Origin of the sequence: Pedobacter sp. KACC 23697 (assembly GCF_045348445.1) — a bacterium.
Taxonomy (GTDB): domain Bacteria; phylum Bacteroidota; class Bacteroidia; order Sphingobacteriales; family Sphingobacteriaceae; genus Pedobacter.
Map to the genome: position 1 here is coordinate 2,707,051 of NZ_CP157485.1, position 24,232 is coordinate 2,731,282.

A 24,232-nucleotide genomic window follows, 5' to 3' on the forward strand; every position below is an offset into this window, starting at 1 on the left:
AATATTTTAATTACACTGATTAATAAGATTTGCGTTATGTTCTCCATACCCCAGCTATGCTAATTGGTATTAGATTCGACTTTATTATATAATACGGGTACCATTTTAATCTGCCGGTAAAGCAAAAACGTTACGATTATACTTAACGACACATAAATGGCGGAGAAAATATAGAAAGAATATGCAATACCCGGCATTGGTGTTACCGCATCTTTGGTACGCATAATACCATAAATAATCCAGGGCTGCCGGCCAACCTCCGTAACTACCCAACCAGCCTCTAAAGCGATATAACCAAGCGGGATGGCAAAAACAAATAGTTTTAGCAGCCAGCGTTTTTCGGTTAAAGGTTTCTTTTTAAGCAGAATGAAGAAGTAGGTTAAAGATATTAGCAGTAATAATGTACCAATCCCCACCATCATCTGGAAAGCATAATGGGTGATGGCTACCGGTGGGTGTTCATTTTCCGGAATCTGATCCAGGCCTTTAACTTCAGCTTTGAAATCGCCATGTGCCAGAAAACTCAAGGCACCTGGAATTTTGATTGCGCCTGTTACTGTTTTATCTTTTTCGTTTACAATACCGCCGATCAATAATGGGGCAGGTTTTTCGGTTTTATATAATGCTTCCATGGCCGCCAGCTTTGCAGGTTGGCGCCTGGCAACGTCTTTTGCAGAAATATCGCCACTTAAAGGCTGTAATAAAGCAGCAATGCAGGCAAATACAGCCGCTATTTTAAAGGCTTTTAAATGAAAATATGCATTTCGGTTTCGTAAGATCATTAAAGCATGTACGCCTGCCACAGCAAAGCCTGTTGCGGTAAATGCGGCTAGGCACATGTGTAATGCCTGGCTAAACCAGGCTTTATTGAACATGGCTTGTATGGGATCGATGTTGAGGTATTGTCCGTTGACAAAATCAAAACCTGCCGGACTGTTCATCCAGGCATTGGCGGCAACCACCAATATGCCTGAAGCCAATCCGCTTACCCCTACTACCATGCCTGTAAACCAGTGGAACCATTTATTTAACTTATTCCAGCCGTAAAGGAAAAAACCAAGGGCAATGGCTTCAATAAAAAAGGCTGTTCCCTCAAGCGAAAAAGGCATCCCGAATATGGGTCCGGCATGGTCCATAAATTTGGGCCATAGCAGGCCCAGTTCGAATGATAACATGGTACCCGATACCGCACCTGTTGCGAAGAATATGGCTACCCCTTTACTCCAGGCTTTGGTGAGGTTTTTATATACCTCATCGTTCGTTTTAAGCCATTTATAATGCGATACGGCCATAAAGAAGGGCATTACCATGCCGATACAAGAAAAAATGATGTGAAAGCCTAATGACAAGGCCATTTGCGAACGGGCTGCTATAAAATCATCCATGGGCTGTAGATTTTGAATAGTAACAAATATAGTTGTTAATGATTAAAGCCTATGGTAATTCAATGACGTAGAAAGGATTATTTTAAATATAGAACGTTTATAAATTGAAAAAAGATTTGGAAGGCTGTATTAAAGGAACGATAAATTTTTAGCCACAGATGAGCACAGAAGGATATCGTCATTTCGAGCGAAATGCAACGCAGCCGAGAACCACATAGTGCTCAGCGAAGCTAAATCTGTCAAAACAGATCTCTCCATTCCGCTGCGCTTCAGTCGGGATGACGACTTTCTTATGATATATAAGGTTAAACTCCTTTCAATTCATCATAAGCGGCAGTTAAGCTTCTTTCAATGCCTTCGCCCTTCCATTCGGGTGCATTTGGGATGGTTGTCGTTTTTAAAATATCTTCTTTGCTTTTGCCAGTTTTAATTTCGTTTCCTACAAAAGTTAAAAGGTTTTGAAGATAGTTTTGATATGCCTTAACATCTGCTTTGTTTCCCGTTACTTTTTCCGGATCAAGGCTATGTCCCCAGATAAATAAGGTATCGTTATCGAACTGGTTTTGTATCTTATCTAAAGCCGTAATCCAGTTGCCGATGTGTGCACCATTCTCCCTATCAATATATGGAAATTTCCGGTTAAAAACCAGATCGCCTACATGTACAATATTGGCATTTTCGAAATGGTAAACGGCATCGCCATTGGTGTGCCCCGAACCGTAATAATAAGCTTTTATATTTTCGTCACCTACTTTCGCGCTCCATTTTGTACCGAAAGTACTATCAGGCAAAAGCTGTTTATCTAAATTATTGGCTTTCTCTGCGCCTCTTTTCTGGTTGACCAGTGAATTTTGGTGAGCAACCACTTTTTCAGCCAATCCTTTAAAAGAAATATTCCCTGCGGTATGATCTCCATGGTGATGCGTGTTGATCAAATATTTGAATGGTTTTTCGCCCAGTTTTTTCAACTCATCAATCACATGAGGTGCCGTAGTCGGGAACTGCGCATCTACCACTACAAAACCATTACTCGAATTTAACCAGCCAATAGTTCCACCCTGCTCGGTAAATATACCTACATTATTACGGAGCGCTTTAAAATTATAAGCACGAAACAGATCTTGCTGTGCAAAAACATCGGTTTTATAAATTGAAAGCAAGGCCATGGCGAGTGCCGAATTTTTAATAAAATTTCTTCTTTCCATTTTTAAGATTAAGCTAAAAAACCACAGCAAATGCCGTGGTTTAAATTAATGATTTAAATCCTGAAATAACAGAATTATATACCTGCACCTGGCGTAGTACCCGGCTCATGCCCCGGACCAAATGAATTGTTCTTACGGTCTTTATCCTTGTTAAACAAATTTGTACCCACTTTCGATGATTTGTTTTCATCAAGTGTTCTATCTTCTTTAATATCCTCGGCAGTTTTATCCAGTAAATCGTTCTCAACAACTTTACCTTTTTCTTTATTTGTTTCCATAGTAATTGTAAATTGATGTATTATAAGAACAACCTAGAAATAATATTGTTTTCTTTAATCCTAAAAGTCCGTGTTTATTGGCCTACCAAACAAGTAAACAACCACCAACCAATGAAAATGGAAATGCAAGTTTACCTTCACAATTAAAACATTGCCCCGGGGAGTTTTCCTAACTCATGGATGCAGCCAAAAGAATGAAACCTTCGTTTATGGATTTTATTGAAATGGTTTGAAGATTCGAAAGAAAATGGATTGAAGATAAACTTGTAAATGTGTTTTCTTTCTTCGTTTAACTTTTCTTCCAATTTAGCGTTTTCGAGATTTTGAGTGTTGTGGTTAGTTTCCATGACGATATAGATTATTGAAAACCAAGGGGCTTTCAGGTTTAACAATTTTAATCATATTAAAAGCTATTTAAAATTTGCTTAACCTTATACCATGGGGTGTTTGATAAGGTTTCGTTCAGGAACAACAGGTAAAGTGGCGTGGAATGCCTTATGTTTGATTAAATATAAGCTTAATTTTTGAGCTTTGCAAACTATTTTTTGGGTTTTAGATGTGATATGAAAAAAATCTGAAACGTTTTTTGGATATCAGTTGCAGTGGCCATTGGGAAGTTACCATCCTGCTCTCTACTTTACTTCGTTACACTCCATGTTCGTTCCGATCAGGTTTATTGGCACAGCCAGCAAAACGATTAGGAGTTGCAGGGCGCAAAGAATTAGTCTATCAGACAAATATTCTCTTGCATCATACACCCTTAAATAGCAGCACCAGCTTCATGGAACTAAACCTGATTAAAGCGGATACCGGCCAGGCGGTTTAGGCCTGCAGGCGTATGAGCGTAAAGCAGGACGAACATTAAAAATGAAATACTGCCTCTGCTTTTCAAAAAAAACCGGGCTAATTCTTTGCCCCAAAAGAAAGTCCCGATTTATACCGGGACTATCCTATTTGGTTAATGATATTTTATGCTAAAGCATTCTGCTTCACCACCATTTTAACTTTTTCGATTACGTAATCCAAATCTTCCTGAGTAGTATATTTACTGAATGAAAAACGTACCGAAGGACGGTTTGGATCGGCCTTAATACCATTTAACACGTGTGAACCGATGTTTGAACCTGATGAACAGGCACTACCGCCCGAAGCACAGATTCCATTGATATCTAAATTGAACAATAACATATCGGCCATATCCATTTCCGGGAAGGAAACATTTAATACCGTATAAAGACTTTTATCTGCATCGGTTTCGCCATTAAAGGCAATTCCGGGAATTTCGGCAATCAATTGTGCTTTTAGATAATCTTTTAAGCCCTGAATATAAGATTGATGTTGATCCATTTCTGCATAAGCAATTTCCAGGGCTTTCGCTAAGCCCACAATTCCATACACGTTTTCGGTACCACCACGCATATTGCGCTCTTGTGCGCCACCATAAATCATAGGAGGAATTTTAATATTGCTATTTACATATAAAAACCCAACGCCTTTGGGTCCGTGAAGCTTATGCGCAGCACACACAATAAAATGTGCTTTAAGCTCACGTACGTTATGCGGATAATGGCCCATGGTTTGCACGGTATCAGCATGGTAGATGGCATTATATTTCTCACAGATATCGCCAACCTTCACCATATCGGTCAGTGTACCTAATTCATTATTGGCATGCATCAACGAAACGAAGGTACGTTCGTTGTTTTGAAGCAATTCTTCTAAATGGTTGTAATCGATATTTCCTTTTTCATCTATATTAACGAAACTTAATTTATCAATTTCACCATTTTTAAGCATGGTATTTAAAGTATGCTCAACAGCATGATGCTCTATTTTTGAAGTGATGGCATGTTTAATACCATAGGCTGAAATACCGCAGCGGATAGCGGTATTATCGGCCTCCGTACCACCAGATGTAAAAAATATTTCGGATGGAGATGCATTTAACAGACCAGAAACGGTTTTACGGGCCTTCTCAACCAATGTTCTCACCTCACGGCCAAGTGCATGAATGGCAGATGGATTACCAAAATAGTTTTCCATCACGTTTGTCATTTCTGCGATTACTGCCTTATCTAAGGGCGTTGTGGCCGCATTATCTAAATAGACCCTTTTCATTTTATGAATATTTAAAAAGTTAGTGTTGCAAAACTGCCAAGTTAAGGGCAGCCCTTTTGTAAAGGTTCAGGATTTAATACAACGGTTAAATCCTGAACTGGTATGCTTGATCCCAGAATCCGTTTTAGAGATTAAAGGTGTAATATTTCTTTAATATCAGATATCATTTTATTTGCCAGATTTTCGGCAATGGTTTCATTTTCGGCCTCACTGTAAATCCTGATGATTGGTTCTGTATTAGAGCGGCGCAAATGTACCCAGGTTTTATCAAATTCGATCTTCAAACCATCAATGGTGCTGTAGGGCTGATTTTTATATTTTTCTTCTACCTGCTTCAATAAATGATCGATATCCATTTCCGGCGTAAGGGTAATCTTATTTTTAGAAATGTGGTATTGAGGATAGCTGGCCCTAAGTACCGAAATAGATTTACCAAATTTAGCTAAATGCGTTAAAAATAAGGCAATACCAACTAAGGCATCTCTACCATAGTGCGATTCAGGATAAATGATACCACCGTTTCCTTCCCCACCAATAATGGCATTGGTGGCTTTCATTTTGTTTACCACATTTACCTCACCCACAGCCGAAGCATTGTATGCTGAACCAGCTTTTTCGGTTACATCGCGTAAAGCACGGGTTGATGAAAGATTGGAAACGGTATTTCCCGGTGTGTTTTTTAATACATAATCGGCTACTGCAACCAGGGTATACTCTTCACCGAACATACTGCCATCTTCATTTACAAAACATAAACGGTCAACATCAGGATCTACTACAATGCCTAAATCGGCATGCTGTTTCTGTACTTCTTTCGATATTTCTGTTAAGTTTTCTGGCAGTGGTTCAGGATTGTGCGGGAAGTACCCGTCTGGCGTGCAATATAATTCTACTACTTTACTTACACCTAAGGCTTTTAATAAGGCCGGGACAAAAATACCGCCTGTAGAATTTACACAATCAATTACCACTTTAAAGTCAGCCTTTCTGATCGCCTCAATATCAACCAATGGTAAGGCTAAAACTTTATCGATGTGTTTTTGCAGGTAAGTATCATTTTTAATTACTTTACCAAGTTTATCTACATCTGCAAAATCAAAATCGGCACTTTCTGCTAAATCCAAAACTTCCTTACCGTCGGTATCACTAATAAATTCTCCGCTGGCGTTTAATAACTTTAAGGCATTCCATTGCTTAGGGTTATGGCTGGCGGTTAAAATAATTCCACCTCCTGCATTTTCATCAGGAACGGCTACTTCAACGGTTGGTGTAGTAGACAAGCCTAAATCGATTACTTCGATTCCAAGGCCTTGTAAAGTCCCAATAACAAGATGATTCACCATCTCGCCCGAAATCCGTGCATCGCGCCCCAAAACTATTCTTTTATTGCCTGTTTTATTTACTACCCAGCTACCGAAAGCAGCTGTAAATTTCACAATATCAAATGGGGTCAGGCCCTTTCCAGCACTTCCGCCAATGGTTCCCCGTATTCCTGAAATCGATTTTATTAGAGTCACTGCTTATAATTTATTAGAGGCTCCAAAAATAAGAAAAAAAACAAGATAGCTGTTATTTAAACCGAGCTACAGACGTTAATTTATATTGTTTTTACATCCACCTGTACGATCAATTTTATAGAGAATTGTTAAGCGCCAAGAACAAATGTTTGTTTATTTAGATGTCCGATTGATTTTTAGGAATGATTTTCCGGATTTTATATAAGAAGTTGATTTGCTTGCAATAAAAAATCAAATCATAATATTCTTGCAACTTTATTGCATAAATGTGCATTCTACCTTTACTAGCGATTGTAAAACCTTATATTTGCATCTTTTTAAAGATACAAACGGCTTTTATATGCAGCGCAAGTGGTTTCAATATTGGTTCAATTCGCCATATTATCATATTCTTTACCAACAGAGAAATGATGCTGAAGCCGAATTTTTTATTGATAAGCTTACTGCTTTTTTAAATCCCAAAGCTGATGTTAAAATGCTCGATATTGCCTGTGGGAAGGGCCGCCATGCTATTTACCTGAATAAAAAAGGCTTTGATGTTACGGGCATAGATTTATCTGAACAAAGCATCAAGTATGCAAAGCAATTTGAAAACAGCAAACTTCACTTCCTTGTTCACGATATGCGCAAACTGTTTTACATCAATTATTTTGATGTAGCTTTAAATCTATTTACCAGTTTTGGCTATTTTGACACAGAAAAAGACCACGTAAATGCACTTAAAACTTTTCGCAAATGTTTAACTGCAGAGGGTATTCTGGTATTGGACTATTTCAATACTGAGAAGATCATCCGTAATTTAAGTTCCTGTGAAACAAAATCGCTGGATGACATCACTTTTCACATCACTAAAAATGTTATTGATGGGAAAATCATTAAAAAGATCAATTTCGAAGATAAACACAAAGTATACCACTTTGAAGAGCGTGTACAGGCATTTAGTTTTGAGGATTTTGAACGCATGCTGGGCAAAGCGGGGATGGTTATCGAAAAAACCTTTGGCAATTACAACCTGGCTGATTTTGACGAAAGCAGTTCAGACCGGTTAATTTTAATCTGTAAAAAAGCATGATAGAAAGCATACAGCAGTTTGATGTAGATTTGTTCTTGAAAATCCACCGCGGACTTTCAAACGGCTTTTTTGACTGGCTGATGCCGCTGATGCGCAACCGTTTCTTTTGGTCGCCACTTTACCTTTTCATCGTTATTTTTTGCATTAAACAGTATAAAAAACAAGGATATTATATCATTGGCATGGTACTGTTTACCTTCGCCGCGGGCGATTTAATCGCCTCCAGGATTGTAAAACCATGGGTATCGCGTGTGAGGCCTTGCAACGATTTAAGTTTAGCGAACGATATCATTCACCGTGTACCCTGTGGAAGCGGTTTAAGTTTTCCATCTGCACACGCGACCAATCATTTTGCTATAGCTGTTTTTTTGATCTGCATTTTTTACAGCAGGTGGAAACCCATTTTACCTATTGGCCTCTTCTGGGCGTTTATAATCAGTTTTGCACAGGTATATGTTGGTGTTCACTACCCTGTTGATGTAACTACCGGGGCCTTACTAGGTATAACAATAGGCGTGATCTGTTCGAGAATATTTAAAAAATTACAACCTGATTTTTAACCTATGGAAATCTGGAAACTCTGCGTACTCTTTTTCTGTGCCTTCTTAGGCGGAGCTGCTATCTTTTTGGTTAAAAGTGATAAATCTAAATTACTTAAGCTGATTTTATCTTTCAGCGGGGCCTATTTATTTGCCATTACGGTTTTACATTTAATTCCAGATGCTTACAGCGGACCGGACAAATGGCAGATTGGTATTTTTATCCTGATTGGTTTCTTATTACAAATTTTCCTGGAACAGTTTTCAGAAGGAGTAGAACATGGTCATATCCATAAACATCAGGATGGGCATGTATTTCCTTTCGGGATTATGATCAGCTTGTGTTTACATGCATTTTTAGAAGGGATGCCCCTGGCTAAGGAACAGCATAATGAATTGATTTTTGGTATTTCGTTACACCATATTCCTGCTGCCTTTGCATTGGCAAGTATATTGATGCAGAATCATTTTAAAAAAGGCAGCATTGTATTTTACCTGATTATATTTGCCATTATGGCTCCCCTTGGTTTTTATGTAAGTGTTGGTTTAAGCAATGGAACCATAGGTGGCTTAGATGCCTATTTTAATAAAATTATGGGGATTGTAATTGGTATTTTCTTGCATATTTCCACTACTATATTGTTCGAATCGAGCGCCGATCATAAGATCAATACCCGTAAAATGATTGCCGTTTTATTGGGAATAGGTGTAGCATTGATCGGTTTCTTTGCCGGACACTAATTCAGTTGGCAGTTTTCGGTTAGCAGTTTTCAGTTGGCAGTTGGCAGTTTACAGTTAACAGCTGGATAAAATTGTAAGTGAACCTGCCGTAGCTTATCAAAAAAGGCATTATACCATTGAGGAATACCTGAAGATGGAAAAAGCATCAACAGCAAAACATGAATATGACCAAGGAAGAGATCTTTGCCATATCTGGTGCCGGAGAGAATCACAATGAGATTTTCAGTAATGTTTTTGGAGAAATAGCCAGCAAACTTAAAGGCAGGCTTTGCAGACCTTAAGGAAGTGATAAACGAATGAATATCCCGGAGAATACTTTATTTACTTATCCGGATATCTCCATTTATTGTAATGGTTTAAAGCATAACGATGTTGATGAAGATACCTCTGTTTTACCAACTGCGATTATTGAAATCCTTTCGCCTTCAACCTAAAATTATGACAGGAATAAAAAATTCAACCTGTATAAGGATATTCCATCTTTAAAAGAATACATTATGATTGATTCGGAATCTGTTTTTGTACAATCATATCGCATTAATAAAGATAAAAATTGGTTCTTAAGCGAATACAAAGAGATTTCTGATACCTTAACCCTGGTTTAGATGGGATTGATATGGCACTTAGCAATATTTATTATTATGTCCGTTTTTAACAATTGATTTACAGAACGATAAAGTGATGATTGCGATATATTCCAATTAACTACTAACTCAGAACTGTAAACTGTTTTACTTTTTCTCTTTTTTCTTCCCATACCCCCAGGGGCAGTGTTTACACTTATTTTTACAGCAATAACCACGTTTTAAATGGTAAGTTTCAGTAAAAACCATTAATCCATCTTCGTTAAAATAAAAATCTTCGCCTTCTTTCATAGCCAATATTGAATGATTGAATGAATAATGAATGATTGAGTGTTCATTTAATATCTAAGAATTCTGAAACAAGTTTAGAATGACGAACTCTGATTAATTTAATATTTTAACCTCCAGTTTATCTTTAAAATAATCTTTAAGCTGTTTACCATCACCATGCAAAGTCCATACCTGCTTGGGATTGACCTTTTCAATGGTTTCCAGAATTGCATCCCAATCGGCGTGATCAGATATATAAAGTGAAATTCCATTTTGCTGTTGCAGGTTCTTCCATCCGGATGCAAAGGCCCGTACTACATTAATTGCCTTATGGTAACTGTGAAATACCATTGGGGGCACAATATAAACCTGGTGTTCCTGGTTATTTTTCATCACCTTTCTATCGTACATCTTGTAATTCCCTACTTTTATGCCAAAGTCTTCATAGATTTTAACGAAAGGCATAATACTATGGTGAACCATAATGTTTTTTGTAAGGCAATGCGCATTGATCAATTGGATTATCCGCTGGCTTTTGCCCAGTGCATAAGCACCCAGCATAATATTCGCATGGGTATCGTTAAGCTTTTTAATTTCTGCTACCGCAGAAGGATGTTTGGTTTCCGGATTAGCAAAAGTACTTTCTGTAATTAATACATCGGCTTCTACAAATTCAAAAGGCGCACAGGTCTCATCGGGCTCAATCTTGTAATCTCCCGTGTAAAGATATTTAACACCCTTATATTCCATTAGTATCTGGGCGGAGCCTAAAATATGTCCGGCAGAATAAAAAGTAATGTTCACCTCTTTTATTTTGAAAGATTCATGATAACTTTTGGTAAAAAAATCAACCGCTGCAAATTTACGGTACCGGTGTTTCATAAAAGTTGCAGTAGCAGCGGTACAATATACATGCTGGCTTCCACCGATGGCATGGTCGCCATGTGCGTGCGAAACCACTGCCTCTTTAACCGGCTGTTGCGGATCGAGGTAAAAATCGCCGTAAACACAATATAAACCAGTTGGGGTAACAGTGATAAAATCTGCTAAAATCATATAGAATAAAAGGATTTAAGGATGATCTGATTGAAGGAGATCATTATACATTGACACGCTTAATGGCTTCAGCGGCCTTTAGAAATTGCTGATGCAAGGTTAATACCTGCCCGATGATGGACTGTTGCTCATCATTTACGATAAAATGACTGGCCAGTTTAGATTTCTCTTCGTCACTAAGTTGTTTGTCCATACGGGCTTTAACCTGCTCTGCCGAAACACCGTCGCGTTGCATTACCCGTTTCAGCTTAATTTCATACGGTGCAGTAACCAAGATAGTGGTATCACACATCTTGTAGGAACCACTTTCGAACAGGAGGGCAGCCTCTTTAAGTGTGTAAGGTGTATTTTCCGGTATAGTTTGTTCCCAGACATCAAATGCCCTAAAAACTGCCGGATGAACTAATGCATTTAGTTTCTCCAGCGCTTCTTCATGATTAAAAACAATGCCTGCAATATGTTTATTGTTCAGCTTTCCATCTTCAAAGTAACTTTCTTTTCCAAAAGCAGATTTGATTCCTGCTACCAATACAACATCTTTGCACATGATTTCTTTAGCAACCGTATCAGCGTAAAATACCGGAATGCCCAATATTTCAAAAACCTTGCATGCAGTCGTTTTACCGCTGCCAATACCACCTGTTATGCCTACTTTATACATTATTTATCTACAATGAAATCTATTTTAGAAGGGCTTACGCTTACTAACTTACAATAATCAGGAAATTCGGCTATCTTGACGGTAAACTGATGATGTCCTAATTTTTGCCATTCATCAACATCAATCGTTGCGGTAATAAAACTTTCATCAACCTGATCGTAATTACTCAAAGCCACTAAAAAGGTAACTTTAACCTTTTTAGGATAAAGTTTAATGCTATTGTAGCTCCGGTTATTGGTAATTTTTAAAGGTACCTCAATGGTTTTTTCCGTAAACTCATCTACAGGAAGTTTAACCTCAACAGATGAGGGGTAAATGCTTACATTTTTATGAATACTGTGCTGTAAAGCTACCCTTGTCATTATACTACTTTGTATTTTATTCTGTTTAAGTGTATCAGTTGGCCAGAATGTTATTTTAGAAAGCTCTTCTAAAGGCCCGGCAACCTTTACATACTTAGGATTGAGGATCACATCACCTGACCTACCACATTGCTTAGCAAAACCCAATTTATCAATCAATTTTACGGGAACTTTTTTTACTACACGTTTAGTAAAATCAAAGTAAAGGGTATCGGGTTTAACAGAAATTACCTTTTGCGTACTTTCTAATTGCCTGTTGATATTAAAAAGCTGATCGGAGAAAACGATAAAATCTTTAGTATTGAGCTGACTCAGGCTAACAGAAACAGAAGGTGGGCTGATTCTGAGACGGGCAAAAAGCAGCTGCCAGCCTGTGCCTTCCACCTGCAAATCTATTGTATCAGACTGTAAAGGATAAAAAGCTCTTTTGGTTGGACTATTTTTAAAAACCAATACCGTTTTGGCCACATAAACATACTTGTTATTTAATGCCATAAAAAGCCATGCAGCTACAGCCAGCAACAGGCAGGCCAATAAGCTAAATACACGTCTTTTTTCAATCTTCGTTAACGTAATGAAGGGCATAATAAATAAATATGAGCTGTAAGCCGGAAAATTACTATCCGAAATGCATTTAATCAAATGTAATAAAACAAAAACAGTCCCGAAAGTTTTCGGGACTGCACTTAAATTTTATTAATTTATTAGGCTTTAGGCGCTACTACTGCTTTGGTTGCATCTAAAGAAACTGCAGATTTATCAAAACGGATCTTTACACCGCCTTCAACTTCAATTAAGAAAGTGGTTTCATTCATATCTGCAATACGACCATGAATACCAGCAGTGGTTACAATTTTATCGCCCTTTTTTAATTCTTCAACCAATTTTTTGTGGTCTTTAGCTTTTTTAACTTGCGGACGGATCATGAAAAAGTAGAAAACTACCATGATCAGTACCATTGGTACAATTGTAGTTAGCATGTTACTACCACCTGCTGCTGCCTGTAATATTACTGTTGATGTCATTTCTTATTTATTTGTTTTTATGAATTTTGATCCTTATGGATGATGCCATAAACGATCGCCAATTTATTTTTTAGCAAGCACCTCTCCTACCAAATGAACAGTGCTTACGGTTGGATTTGCATTTGATGTTACTGTTATCACCTTATCCTGCATACCCATCTTACCTTCGCTATTGAAAACCACGCTGATTACCCCTTCTTTACCTGGCAAAATAGGTTCGCCCGGTACCTGCGGAATAGTGCAGCCACAAGTTGCCGTTGCATTGGAAACGATGAGTGGACGCTTACCTGTATTTTTAAATTTGAAATCGTGTTTAACTTTTTCGCCCTGTGTGATTTTACCGAAATCGAAAATATCGCGTTCGAAAACGATAACAGGTGCATCTGCCGGAGCAACTTTCGCTGTTTTTGAAGTATCATTACCAACGGAAACAGCTGAAGCAGTTTCGCTGGTTTGATTATTTGCATTACGACATGCTGCAAACGAAAGTGCAGCAATAGCCAGGATAAAAGTTCTTTTCATTTTAATCTTCGATTAATCCGCGGCCGATCTTTTTAATGGTATTGTTTTTCTTTAGATCGCCTAAAATTTTGTCTAAAATACCGTTAATAAATGAATTACTCTTCGGTGTACTGTAATCTTTTGATAACTCCAAATATTCGTTAATGGTTACTTTAACCGGAATGGATGGAAAGTTTAACAGTTCGCAAATGGCCATTTTCATCAAAATAGTATCCATTAATGCAATACGTTCCGATTCCCAGTTTTTAGTCCGATCAGCAATCATATCCTGATATTTGGCATCGTTCTGTAAAGTATGAACAAAAAGATCCTGCACAAATTTGCTGTCTTCAACCCAATCGGCACTAATTTCAGTCAGTTTATTTTTGAACGGATCTTCTGATGTAAAGTTTTTTAAGGTTTTGGCTACCATGCCTTTCATCACTTCGTGATCTACCTGCCAATTGATGAATTTCTCTTCAAAAACCTGAATAATAGCCTGGTTTTTCAGGATAATTTTACGAAAAATGTATTTGATGATATCTTTTGATGATTCCAAACTTTCGTTCGGATCGGCCAGATAATCGGCATATTCTTTTGATGCTTTTAAAGAATTGTAAACAGTTTTACGGATTTCGGGATCGAAGCCCCAGTCTACCTTGTATTTTTTAATTGCAGAAACATATTCGGGATTTTGCTGCAATAAAACGCTAAACTTATTGTGTAGCAATTTCATGTTGGGATTAATATCCTCTGCTGTTTTGATAAACTTATTTGCGCGCTCTGCGGCGTCGTTAGCCGTAAATTCGGTAACTTCTACCATTAGAGACAACATCCAGATGTACATTTCGTACACGCTATCGATGCTCTGCATTAAGGTTTTCAAATCACCTTTAATGTCTTTTTTGTCTGCCATGTGCCAAGCAAAAATATTTTGCAAAGCTTTGATTCTTAAGTGCCTTCTGTTTAACATGAATGTAAGAACGAGTGTGGTTATTTAAAACCTGTTTTAATAATTATGATTTAATATGACGATTTAATTTTTTTAATATCTGCAATCCGTTTCTCGGCAATCCGGTTGGCAGCAATGTTTGTTGATATGTTCTCGGCTTTACTCAATCTGATTACACTGCGTGTAGCATCGTAAATATTCTCGGTAAGCTGTACGGTACGTTTTTTACCGAAACCAGTTAACTCCGAATAGCAGGAAATCAATCCACCTGCATTGATCAAATAATCAGGTGCAAATAAAATCCCTTTCTTTAAAAGTAATTCGCTATCCAGAACCTCATCTTTTAACTGGTTATTGGCTGAACCTGCAATAATTGCAAATTTCATTTTTTCGATGGTTCTGTTATTAACGGTAGCGCCCATTGCACATGGGGCATAAACATCGGCATCAGTTGTAAAAATTTTATCGGCCTCGATCGGTTTTGCTTTATATTTCCGGGCTACGTAAGTTAACTGTTCCTGGTTAATATCGCTGATCAAAACTTCGGCATTTTCTTTTCTCAACAGTGCAACGAGGTGTTCACCAACATTGCCGATACCTTGTACAACAATGGTTCTTCCGGCAAGCATGTCTGTACCAAAAACTTCTTTAACACTGGCTTTTATACCTAAATAAACGCCTTGTGCAGTAAAAGGAGCCGGGTTGCCCGCACCGCCGATTGACTCGGGAACACCAGTAACATAAGTGGTTTCCATACGGATATATTCCATATCGCGTGTATTGGTACCCATTTCTTCTGCCGTAATAAATTCGCCATTCAGGTTTTTAATAAACCTGCCATAGCTACGCATTAAAGTTTCGGTTTTGTCTTTTCTGGAATCGCCGATAATAACACCTTTTCCACCACCCAGGTTCAACCCTGTTATTGCAGCTTTATAGGTCATTCCGCGCGATAAACGCAATGCATCTTCTAATGCTTCGCCTTCGGTGCTGTAACTCCACATGCGAGTTCCACCTAAAGCCGGACCTAACGTGGTATCGTGTATAGCAATAATAGCTTTTAAACCTGTATCTGGATCATTGCAAAAAACCAATTTTTTGTGCCCATAGGCACTTAATTGATCTAAAATTGATGAATCTGACGGAGAATTTGCTGGCATATTGAACGTTCGGATAACCTGCTGCAAAATTAAAATAAAAAACCATTATTACACGCATTTAAGAAAACTATGACAAAATTAATTTGATTATCGCTGCAAATCAGTTTATAAACTCATCTTGAGGGATCATAAATTTCATAAAAATCAATATGAGTGACCCAACTGATTTCCGATGGTATACGGCCTAGTCTTGCCTGGGCTTACCGAAAAATTTGTTAGGTCGGATAACTGAAACGGAGATACACTTCAAAGGCCTTGATATTTGTAAATGCATAGTCTCACTAGTCGTTTATTAGTAAATAATTAAAGAATAACAAATGATAGGCTTTAGGGATTTTTCAATCCTCAGCAGGTGCTTCGTACCTTAGATGATAAAAATCGATTTCAGTGCATTTCTAATTCTTCATTAATACATCATCCAGCTCAAATCATACATCTCACATCCTACATCTCACATTATCCATTTTACATCTCCAAATGTCATTATTCTTTAAAGCTTAGCCCCGATTGGATAAATATACATGATGAAATAACAAAATTAGCTAAGTTTGTACAACATGAAACATCTGAGCAGATTAAACAAATACTTTCTCAAATATAAATGGTGGATTATACCCGGAAGTATTTTCGTGGTAATTTCTAATATTTTTGGGGTAGTGCCTGCCCAGGTGATCGGCTATGCTGTAGACCTGATCAGTGAAAACATTCAGCTCTTTAACCTGTTTAACGGTTTCAATCGGCAGCCCATTATTTACGATATATTTAGCAGCAACCTTTTATTTTTTGCTTTAGTGGTTATTGCGCTTTATTTATTGCGTGGGCTTTTCCTGTTCTTTATGCGCCAAACCATTATATTAATGTCGCGGCATATTGAGTTCGATATGAAGAACGATATTTACCAACATTACCAAGAGCTGAGCTTAGGCTTTTACCGCAGAAACAATACGGGCGATTTAATGAACCGGGCAACAGAGGATGTAAACCGGGTAAGGATGTACGTTGGCCCGGCGATTATGTATACGATTAATACTTTTGTTTTATCTGTGCTCATCATCTGGTCGATGTTTGATGTGAATTCTAAACTGGCCACCTATTGCCTTTTGCCCCTTCCCTTTCTCGTCATCATCATCTACTATGTAAACACCCTGGTCTTTAAAAAAAGCGGAAAGATACAGGAGCGTTTATCAGATCTATCCAGTTTCGTACAGGAACGTTTCTCGGGGATCAGGATTATTAAATCATATGTACGTGAAGATTATACGCGGAACATGTTTGAAATCCAGAGCAACGAATATAAAAAAGACTCCATGAGTTTGGTTAAAGTATCGGCCCTGTTCTACCCTACCATGCTGCTTTTAATAGGCTTAAGCACGATTTTAACCATATACATAGGTGGCATCCAGGTGATGAACGGCAGCATTACTGCGGGGAATATTGCTGAGTTTATCATTTACATCAACCAGTTAACCTTTCCGGTAACCATGCTGGGATGGGTAACTTCTTTAATCCAGCGGGCAGCGGCATCGCAAAAAAGGATAAATGAGTTTTTAGACATCCCATCCGATATTCGATCGAACGAAACAGCAGAAATTGAGCTAAAGGGTAATATCAGATTCGATAAGGTAAGTTTTACCTATCCGGATACCGGAATTGAGGCCCTGAAAAATGTGAGCTTTGAAATTAACAGCGGCGAATTTGTAGCCATTATCGGAAAAACGGGATCGGGAAAATCAACGCTGGCGAACCTGATGATGCGGATGTATGATGTAGAAAGTGGTGTTATAGAAATTGATGGAATGAATATAAAGGCACTAAACCTAAAAGGTTACCGCAGCCAGATTGGCTTTGTGCCCCAAGAGGTTTTCCTTTTTTCGGATACCATAAAAAATAATATAGCCTTTGGCTTAAACGCGGTTACGGATGAAGAAGTGCATGCGGCTGCAAAAAATGCTTCGGTTTATACCAATATTATCGATTTCGATGAAAAATTCGAAACCATGCTGGGTGAGCGCGGAATAACCCTTTCCGGCGGTCAGAAACAACGTGTTTCTATTGCAAGAGCATTGATTAAATCACCTAAGATTTTAATCTTCGATGATTGCCTTTCGGCTGTTGATACTAAAACGGAGGAGGAAATACTCCAAAACCTGGGTAAAATCATGGCCGGTAAAACCAGTATTTTAATCGCCCACCGGATTTCGACCATAAAAAATGCTGATAAGATTTTAGTACTTGATGATGGAAAAATCATCGAACAAGGCACACACAATGAATTACTTAGGCTAAACGGGAGTTATACGGAACTTTATAACAACCAACTTTTGGAGGAGGAAACGCGAACGATTTAAATTGTATCAAAATTGTATTTTGAACTTTAAATATTTGCTTTATATTTACCGAAACCAAAAACCAACATCAATACCAACCATGGGAGAATTCGACAACAAGGAAAGAGAAGAAGTTTTTTCAAAGAAAGTAAGAGCAGGTAAGAGAACTTATTTCTTCGACGTGAAGGCTACAAGATCGGGTGATTACTATTTAACAGTTACCGAGAGCAAGAAAAGATTAGAAGACGGTGTGTTTGTAAAACATAAAATCTTCTTATACAAAGAAGATTTCGAAAAATTTGCAGAAGGACTAAATGAAACTGTAGATTATATCAAAACTCACCAGGATGTGGTTGAAAAACGTTATGAATATTCTGAAAACGGAGAACATAGCACTAAAGCAAGCGACGATTTTACTTTTTAAGCAATTATAATTTCATAAAAAAGCCTCCCGATTTTTAAAATCAGGAGGCTTTTTTTTTGGCTTATTTTATTTTATACCTACACTGCTCACCACAACTGCAAGAATTAACAGAAAATAGCTTACTAATAATATAATAGTGAGTATTCCCCAAAATTTAAACAGTGATTTTACATTAGCAATGGCATCATTTAAATTTTCCTGATCGCCAAAGAGCACGCCTTGTTTGCCTTTACCCGAAAAACGAAACAATAATAAACTCGGGTAAAAAAACAGTAAAGCCAATAGCAGGTAAAATATGGTAATGCCTGTTGCGCCAATACCGGCCAGTGGCCCTAATTGATTAAGCATTGCAGGGTTTGCCGATATTGCAGCCCCTATCCCAAATGAACTCAGGGTTAAAAATGCAGAGACAACAAAACCAACAACCGATAAAAATCTTGCCCATTTACTCATATCGTAAAAATAGCTGCGCATTTCTTCGGTAACAACCAACTTTACTTCCTGAGGCACTTCATTTTCAAAATCTTCCATTTAATCTCTATGTATTTTGGGCTAAACTTAGATAAAATATAGATTTGATACAAGAGTAAGGGTTTAAATAAAGGTTTTAAAAGCTTATCTTTGCGCGGTTTTAGCGGAGATAGGGGATGGAAAATGCGGGATGGATGATGTGAGATATACTGCGGTTACCGACTAAAGACTGTGGACTAAAGACTTAAAGACTAATAAATAATGGCATTACAATGTGGTATAGTGGGTTTACCAAATGTTGGAAAATCGACTCTTTTTAACTGTTTATCAAATGCAAAGGCACAGGCTGCAAACTTTCCCTTTTGTACTATTGAACCTAATGTTGGTGTAATTACGGTACCAGATGATCGTTTGACCAAACTGGCCGAGCTGGTTAAACCAAACAAAGTGCAACCGAATACAATAGAGATTGTAGATATTGCCGGTTTGGTAAAAGGGGCGTCAAAAGGTGAAGGCTTAGGAAACCAGTTTTTAGGAAATATCCGTGCAACCAATGCCATTATTCACGTTTTACGTTGTTTTGATGATGGAAACGTCATCCATGTGGATGGTTCTGTTGATCCGATCCGTGATCGTGAAATTATTGATACCGAATTGCAGCTTAAAGATTTAGATACCGTTGATAAACGTATCCAAAAAGTTGAAAAAATGGCTAAAACCGGTGGTGATAAAGATGCGAAAAGAACTTATGAAATTTTAACTGTGGTTAAATCTCATCTGGAGAGCGGCAAATCGATTCGTACGGCTCCATTGGCGCAGGAGGATTTCGATTTTATTGAAGACTTAGGCTTACTTACCCAAAAACCGGTTATGTATGTTTGTAATGTGGATGAAGCATCGGTGGTTACCGGCAACAAATATGTTGATCTGGTTAGAGCAAACGTTGCTGATGAAAACGCTGAGGTTTTAGTAATTTCTGCAAAAATTGAATCGGAAATTGCTGAACTGGACAGCTACGAAGAGCGTCAGGAATTTTTAGCAGATTTAGGTTTAACTGAATCGGGTGTAAATAAACTGATCCGCGCCGCTTATAAATTATTGAACCTATACACTTATTTTACTGCTGGTGTACAGGAAGTACGGGCCTGGACTATTACCAAAGGTTTTACAGCACCACAGGCAGCAGGTGTAATCCACACTGATTTTGAAAAGGGATTTATCCGTGCGGAGGTCATCAAGTATAACGATTTCGTAACCCTGGGCTCTGAAAATGCCTGTAAAGATGCCGGTAAATTGGGTGTTGAAGGAAAAACTTATGTAGTGGAAGATGGCGACATTATGCACTTCAGGTTTAATGTTTAAGCTAACAACAGATAAATAATACAGAGCCACTCTTTGGAGTGGCTTTCTTTGTTTCTGATACTGACTGCATAAACACAAAAAATCATTAGCCATCTTGTCATCTTGAGCTTAACCTGTTGCGAAAATTTAGGTTAATTTAAAGGTTTCCTCCACAGGAATTGTATAATACCAGGAGTTTTTTTGCTACGGAGACACCAAAAGCACGGAACGCGGCTAGGCCTGTAGAGGCAGAAACATAAACACTTTAAAGAAAATGCTTTAATATTTAACCAGTAAAGTATTTTTTAATCGGCATAAATATCAGTTATTTGTAACTGTAAATTAGCCCTCATGCATAAATTTAAATCTAAACTCGCACTCTTTATTATTTTAACGGCAGTTTATAGCCTAACTGTCGAACTACTCCCATCGTTTTTACAGATCAGGCTTTTACAGCACCTGCTTACCCCTTTTAGTTTCTCTTTTAGGATCAAACAGGTAATTTCTTACGAAACGTTAAGCCAGATTTTTACAGCCTTGTTTCTCATCAGTGGGGTATTATATTATGTAAGCAAGGGAAAAGAAAGTAGATTGGTAACCTTTTTATTTTCGGTTATTTTAATCGACAGGGCTGTTAGGACCTTCAACCTCTTAATGTTAATGTTTTTTTCATTCGGTACGCTGATGGAACATGGCAGCATACTGCTTATATTTTTATCGTTTATTGGCAATATCTTATGGGCCTATCTTTCTTTAAGAATCTTAAAAGATTTTAAAACAAATAAAAAACTACAGGCCAAAACCGAAGCCTATGGCGAGGAAATGGTAACTTATTTAACGGAAGCCAGCAACTGGCAAAGGATATTCCACCTGGTTGTAGACAGTTTGATATTGGTATTTATTTTCTATCCGGTAATCGAGATTATAGCACGTATTGATTTGATTGCTTCATTTTTTAATTTATTGGGTAACACTATAGGAGAAAAACCTGCATTATATTTAATATTCGGCATTTTTAGACTGATTTATTATGTTTTTTTCGAAAAACTGTTCCAGTCGTCGCCAGCTAAATTCCTTACAGAAACAAGACTTGTGACTAATACAGAAGGCGCGGTTACACTCAAAACCGTTTTTGTAAGAACGGCTTCCAGGTTTGTGCCTTTTGATGGGCTGTCTTTCGTGTTCGCCAATGCAGGCTGGCACGACAAATGGTCGGAAACTTCGGTTGTGCGGGAAGAACGTAGCGGTGCTAAGGGCTGGAAATATTTTTTCATCATTCCCATTGTTGTCATTTTATTCTTTGTTTTTGATTATACAAAGACCGAAATCCATTATTATATCGAAAATAGGTCTTCCGGTAATGAAATAAAAGATAAGATTGATCATTTAACGGTAGATGATTTTATTGAATTCAGGAATGTAAAAAATGCAAATACTGTTGTATACCTAAAACCAGAAAACATTAAGGGACAAGAAATTACCTACTCATTAATCGGAATGGACAATGATTTTGAATACCATCCCGAACAGGAAAACATTGATGCTTTTTATCTGAGACATAAAAATACATGGCCATCTGTAACCATCAATAAGGATAAGCTGATGGAAGCATTGCCGGATAATTTTGAGCGGGCAAAATATGGTAGTGTAGAAAATAACGGTAAAGGTATCGCCATTAAAGGCGTTTATGGGAATTACATTATCAAAAGTATTGAAGCCTATATGCAACCCATACTCGCTCTTGAAAACATCAGCGTTTTTAAGGGGAAACAATTTACTTTTTCGATCACAAACAAAGGCTGGAAGGTAAAAATAATAAAAATTGAAATGCCCGAAACCCACATTAACTGGGTTATAAACGACTCTACTATTCAATACAAAAGATTTGGCACCACGATAAGCGGGTTTAGCCGTGAACCCATTGATAAAATAAATGCAAAACTCACGGTACAGGATACAGTAGGCAAAACTTACTTTTACGATATTTCAGCCAGGCTTAATTCTGGAACGATTACGAAGATTAAATAAGATGATATCTTTTCGGATTTAGATATAAGTTTTTCAGACCAGCATACAGCAAGTGCGCATAACAATTCTAGAGTTGCCGACTTACAGGCAGGAAGTCTAGAAAGTTGTCAACTCAACTACAATTCCAACCCATAAGCGGCTAATTGTGTTTTGGTATCTTCGTAGCTGCTGTGATGAATGCCCCTCAAACCCAAACCTTCAGCAACCTGCACAAAAAGCATCCTGTCATCAATGTACAAACTGGTTTCTACATCGCTTTGCGAAATATCGATGGCTACTTTAAAAATATCAGCATCAGGCTTGCGGAAATGCACAAAACTAGATGAGACAAAGAAATCGACGAATTCGTTCAGTTTAAAGGTGTTGATCCGATACTGATTTAATTCCCTACCCTCATTGCTGATTACAGCTACTTTTAAATGGTATTTCTTTTTAAGCTCGCAGATCAACCGGATCATTTCGGGATAAGGAAGTGATTTTTTGAACATGAACTCCTTAAAGTCATCATAACTAAAGCTACGTTCTTCAAAGAAAACGATACGTTCTAAATATTCGTCAAGGGTAAGTTTACCCACTTCATAAGTGTCGAAAGTAAGGTGATGACGTTCTTCGAGATCAACGGAATCAAGATTAAAAAGTACTGAAGCCTCCCCTCTTGCATGTCTGTCCCAGCCATTCGTTAACAAAACGCCCCCGATATCGGTAAAAAGTGTGGTTATTTTCTTTTGCATGATTTAAATTTAAAGTAAGACGCCTTTTAAAATCAATACGGCTACACTAAAATAAATTACAATTCCGGTTACATCTACCATGGTGGCTACAAATGGCGCCGATGAAGTTGCCGGATCGAGTTTTAGTTTTTTCAGAATAATGGGCATCATCGAACCGATTAAACTACCCCATAAAACAATCCCGACAAGGGTGAAGAATATGGTAGTTGCGATTAAAAGCCAATGCGGGCCATAATTATAAAGATGTAATTCTTGCCAGGTTACAATGCGGACGAAACCTATTGTACCTAAAATGATGCCCAGTAAGGCGCCAGAAACAAGTTCGCGGCGCATTACACGCCACCATTCGGCAATGGTTACCTCGCCCAGGGCCATGGCCTGGATAATTAATGTTGAAGCCTGCGAACCACTGTTACCACCACTACTCATAATTAGTGGAATAAAAAGAGACAGCACCACTGCCTTTTCGAGTTCAATTTCAAAGTGCTGCATGGCTGTTGCAGTTAACATTTCGCCTAAAAAAAGCACAATTAGCCAACCAGCACGTTTTTTTACCAGTTTTAAAATCGGGATATCCAGATAAGGCTCATCTAAAGCCTCGGTCCCCCCTATTTTGTGCATATCTTCGGTATACTCTTCGTTGGCAATCCATAAAATATCATCAACGGTAACTATACCTAAAAGAATGTTGTGCTCATCTACCACAGGTAAAGCCACGCGGTTATTCATCCTGAAGATGTTAATTGCATCTTCCTGAGGATCGTTTGCTTTTAAGGCGATAAAACGTTTATCGGTTAATTCACCAATAATAGCTTCCGGATCCGCCAGTAATACTTCACGAATCCTGATATCGTCCAGCAGTACTCCTTCTTTATTAATGACATACACCACATCGATGGTTTCGGAGTTTTTTCCATAACGCCTGATGTGCGCCAAAACCCTCGTGATCGACCACTCGGGTTTTACGGCGATGTAATCGGGTGTCATTAAACGGCCGATACTGTCTTCTTTATAACCTAAAAGTGCGAGTGATTCTTTACGTTCTTCGGGCGGCAAAAGGGTGATCATTTTTTTAACCACATCACCTTTTAACTCGCTAAAAAGTGCGGTACGATCATCTGGTGGCAGATCTTTGATGATCTGATTGAGTTTATTGCCCGAAAGTTTTTTGATGATACGCTCCTGTGTAGGAAAATCCAGAATCCTGAATACGTTTACTGCCCTGTTGAGGGATAAGGTTTCTATAAATTTCGCTGCATGTTGTGGAAGTTCATCTATCAGTTCTTCAACATCTGAAATATTCAGTTGATCGAGATATTGCTTTAACGCTCTATCATTTTCTTTTTCAAGTAGTTCCTGAATTTCTTCCACAACCATTTCTTCCATACACAGCTATTTATTTTGTTACATGCCTAAACCTTAATTAACAGTTCGCAAAGGTGCATTTTTATTTCTTAAAAAGCCAACCTGAGTATCTAAAATCC

Annotated in this window: 25 protein-coding genes; 9 read left to right on the plus strand and 16 right to left on the minus strand. The window is 37.9% G+C overall.

Annotated features, from left to right (window positions below; translation table 11 throughout):
* Window positions 1-59: 59 nt before the first annotated feature.
* The 5 genes from ABEG20_RS10825 to glmM all read right to left on the minus strand — a co-directional run bounded on the left by ABEG20_RS10825 (window position 60) and on the right by glmM (window position 6,503).
* Window positions 60-1,385: a cytochrome ubiquinol oxidase subunit I gene (locus ABEG20_RS10825; RefSeq protein WP_406823364.1), complete on the minus strand. Its 1,326-nt coding sequence runs from the start codon at window positions 1,383-1,385 to the stop codon at window positions 60-62.
* 305 nt (window positions 1,386-1,690) lie between these two features.
* Window positions 1,691-2,590: an MBL fold metallo-hydrolase gene (locus ABEG20_RS10830; protein WP_406823365.1), complete on the minus strand. Its 900-nt coding sequence runs from the start codon at window positions 2,588-2,590 to the stop codon at window positions 1,691-1,693.
* 74 nt (window positions 2,591-2,664) lie between these two features.
* Entirely contained in the window at window positions 2,665-2,868 is a 204-nt protein-coding gene (locus ABEG20_RS10835) for a hypothetical protein (protein ID WP_205058282.1), read from the minus strand.
* Window positions 2,869-3,837: 969 nt separating this feature from the next.
* Window positions 3,838-4,986 (minus strand): cysteine desulfurase family protein, encoded by a 1,149-nt coding sequence (locus ABEG20_RS10840; protein WP_406823366.1) that lies wholly within the window; start codon window positions 4,984-4,986, stop codon window positions 3,838-3,840.
* A 131-nt stretch (window positions 4,987-5,117) separates the two neighbouring features.
* A complete protein-coding gene (glmM, locus tag ABEG20_RS10845) occupies window positions 5,118-6,503 on the minus strand; it encodes a phosphoglucosamine mutase (protein WP_406823367.1) in 1,386 nt (461 codons plus the stop codon).
* A gap of 340 nt (window positions 6,504-6,843) precedes the next feature.
* Between glmM and ABEG20_RS10850 the strand changes: the two genes are divergently transcribed.
* From ABEG20_RS10850 to ABEG20_RS10870, 5 genes are all read left to right on the plus strand, one after another.
* A complete protein-coding gene (locus tag ABEG20_RS10850; RefSeq protein WP_406823368.1) occupies window positions 6,844-7,575 on the plus strand; it encodes a class I SAM-dependent methyltransferase in 732 nt (243 codons plus the stop codon).
* Complete coding sequence (locus tag ABEG20_RS10855) at window positions 7,572-8,135, plus strand: phosphatase PAP2 family protein (RefSeq protein ID WP_406823369.1); 564 nt, start codon at window positions 7,572-7,574, stop codon at window positions 8,133-8,135. Before ABEG20_RS10850 ends, ABEG20_RS10855 begins: the two co-directional genes overlap by 4 nt.
* Window positions 8,136-8,138: 3 nt before the next feature.
* Window positions 8,139-8,855 carry a ZIP family metal transporter gene (locus tag ABEG20_RS10860; RefSeq protein ID WP_406823370.1) on the plus strand — a complete coding sequence of 239 codons (717 nt, stop codon included), beginning with the start codon at window positions 8,139-8,141 and terminating at the stop codon, window positions 8,853-8,855.
* Window positions 8,856-9,013: 158 nt separating this feature from the next.
* Window positions 9,014-9,136, plus strand: a complete 123-nt coding sequence (locus ABEG20_RS10865) for a hypothetical protein (protein ID WP_406823371.1) — start codon at window positions 9,014-9,016, stop codon at window positions 9,134-9,136.
* Between the two features lie 15 nt (window positions 9,137-9,151).
* Entirely contained in the window at window positions 9,152-9,289 is a 138-nt protein-coding gene (locus tag ABEG20_RS10870) for a hypothetical protein (RefSeq protein ID WP_406823372.1), read from the plus strand.
* 297 nt (window positions 9,290-9,586) lie between these two features.
* Here ABEG20_RS10870 and ABEG20_RS10875 read toward each other — a convergent pair whose 3' ends face one another.
* From ABEG20_RS10875 to ABEG20_RS10910, 8 genes are all read right to left on the minus strand, one after another.
* Entirely contained in the window at window positions 9,587-9,730 is a 144-nt protein-coding gene (locus ABEG20_RS10875; protein ID WP_158554515.1) for a DUF5522 domain-containing protein, read from the minus strand.
* A gap of 93 nt (window positions 9,731-9,823) precedes the next feature.
* Complete coding sequence (locus ABEG20_RS10880; RefSeq protein ID WP_406823373.1) at window positions 9,824-10,765, minus strand: exonuclease; 942 nt, start codon at window positions 10,763-10,765, stop codon at window positions 9,824-9,826.
* 43 nt (window positions 10,766-10,808) lie between these two features.
* Window positions 10,809-11,426 (minus strand): dephospho-CoA kinase, encoded by a 618-nt coding sequence (coaE, locus tag ABEG20_RS10885; protein WP_406823374.1) that lies wholly within the window; start codon window positions 11,424-11,426, stop codon window positions 10,809-10,811.
* A complete protein-coding gene (locus tag ABEG20_RS10890) occupies window positions 11,426-12,373 on the minus strand; it encodes a YbbR-like domain-containing protein (RefSeq protein ID WP_406823375.1) in 948 nt (315 codons plus the stop codon). The genes coaE and ABEG20_RS10890 overlap by 1 nt, the downstream gene beginning before the upstream one ends.
* 119 nt (window positions 12,374-12,492) lie before the next feature.
* Window positions 12,493-12,813, minus strand: coding sequence for a preprotein translocase subunit YajC (yajC, locus tag ABEG20_RS10895; protein ID WP_184466845.1), 321 nt, complete (start codon window positions 12,811-12,813; stop codon window positions 12,493-12,495).
* 63 nt (window positions 12,814-12,876) lie between these two features.
* A complete protein-coding gene (locus ABEG20_RS10900; RefSeq protein ID WP_406823376.1) occupies window positions 12,877-13,335 on the minus strand; it encodes a DUF1573 domain-containing protein in 459 nt (152 codons plus the stop codon).
* 1 nt (window position 13,336) lies between these two features.
* On the minus strand, window positions 13,337-14,287 hold the full coding sequence (gene nusB, locus ABEG20_RS10905; RefSeq protein WP_406823377.1) for a transcription antitermination factor NusB: 951 nt from the start codon (window positions 14,285-14,287) through the stop codon (window positions 13,337-13,339).
* Between the two features lie 50 nt (window positions 14,288-14,337).
* Window positions 14,338-15,426 (minus strand): Glu/Leu/Phe/Val family dehydrogenase, encoded by a 1,089-nt coding sequence (locus ABEG20_RS10910; protein WP_406823378.1) that lies wholly within the window; start codon window positions 15,424-15,426, stop codon window positions 14,338-14,340.
* Window positions 15,427-15,983: 557 nt separating this feature from the next.
* Here ABEG20_RS10910 and ABEG20_RS10915 point away from each other — a divergent pair.
* Both ABEG20_RS10915 and ABEG20_RS10920 read left to right on the plus strand, forming a co-directional pair.
* A complete protein-coding gene (locus ABEG20_RS10915) occupies window positions 15,984-17,774 on the plus strand; it encodes an ABC transporter ATP-binding protein (protein WP_406823379.1) in 1,791 nt (596 codons plus the stop codon).
* 79 nt (window positions 17,775-17,853) lie between these two features.
* Window positions 17,854-18,177, plus strand: a complete 324-nt coding sequence (locus ABEG20_RS10920) for a DUF3276 family protein (RefSeq protein ID WP_029275977.1) — start codon at window positions 17,854-17,856, stop codon at window positions 18,175-18,177.
* 66 nt (window positions 18,178-18,243) lie between these two features.
* On the opposite strand, the gene ABEG20_RS10925 is transcribed toward ABEG20_RS10920, so the two are convergent.
* On the minus strand, window positions 18,244-18,708 hold the full coding sequence (locus ABEG20_RS10925; protein ID WP_406823380.1) for a DUF5362 family protein: 465 nt from the start codon (window positions 18,706-18,708) through the stop codon (window positions 18,244-18,246).
* Between the two features lie 201 nt (window positions 18,709-18,909).
* Between ABEG20_RS10925 and ychF the strand changes: the two genes are divergently transcribed.
* On the plus strand, window positions 18,910-20,010 hold the full coding sequence (gene ychF / locus ABEG20_RS10930) for a redox-regulated ATPase YchF (RefSeq protein WP_406823381.1): 1,101 nt from the start codon (window positions 18,910-18,912) through the stop codon (window positions 20,008-20,010).
* A 330-nt stretch (window positions 20,011-20,340) separates the two neighbouring features.
* Window positions 20,341-22,017, plus strand: coding sequence for an RDD family protein (locus ABEG20_RS10935; protein WP_406823382.1), 1,677 nt, complete (start codon window positions 20,341-20,343; stop codon window positions 22,015-22,017).
* A gap of 116 nt (window positions 22,018-22,133) precedes the next feature.
* On the opposite strand, the gene ABEG20_RS10940 is transcribed toward ABEG20_RS10935, so the two are convergent.
* Window positions 22,134-22,748, minus strand: a complete 615-nt coding sequence (locus ABEG20_RS10940) for an HAD hydrolase-like protein (RefSeq protein WP_406823383.1) — start codon at window positions 22,746-22,748, stop codon at window positions 22,134-22,136.
* Window positions 22,749-22,757: 9 nt separating this feature from the next.
* Window positions 22,758-24,134, minus strand: coding sequence for a magnesium transporter (gene mgtE / locus ABEG20_RS10945; RefSeq protein ID WP_406823384.1), 1,377 nt, complete (start codon window positions 24,132-24,134; stop codon window positions 22,758-22,760).
* Between the last annotated feature and the right edge of the window lie 98 nt (window positions 24,135-24,232).